1 pseudogene is annotated in these 256 nt (G+C 48.4%); it reads right to left on the bottom strand.

Annotation, left to right across the window (positions count from 1 at the left end):
- Positions 1–256, bottom strand: a pseudogene (locus tag AAEY80_RS14680) (hypothetical protein); the annotation flags it as partial.

Below are 256 nucleotides of genomic sequence, written 5' to 3'. Positions count from 1 at the left end.
ATAGTACATTGTCCGACTTGATTAGCCGTACCAGCAGCAATAAACTCGCCTTGACGCTCGCACGTGCCTTGACAATTTGTACTATCTTGACAGGCTTTACCGGCATCTTTATAGGTGACTATACATTGGTGACACTGCTGACGACCGACTTTTGTGATAGTGCCGCCATACGCGATACATGCCTGCACAATTTCAGCGGGCGGATATACGCAGCCCTGATACGCTAATGGGTCAACGGTAGTGGTCAGTTTAGGAT

The sequence above is a fragment of the Psychrobacter sp. 78a-MNA-CIBAN-0178 genome (assembly GCF_040309625.1).
Taxonomy (GTDB): Bacteria; Pseudomonadota; Gammaproteobacteria; order Pseudomonadales; family Moraxellaceae; genus Psychrobacter; species Psychrobacter okhotskensis.
Note: the sequence above shows the minus strand (reverse complement) of the source record. Positions and strands in the feature narration are given on the sequence as shown.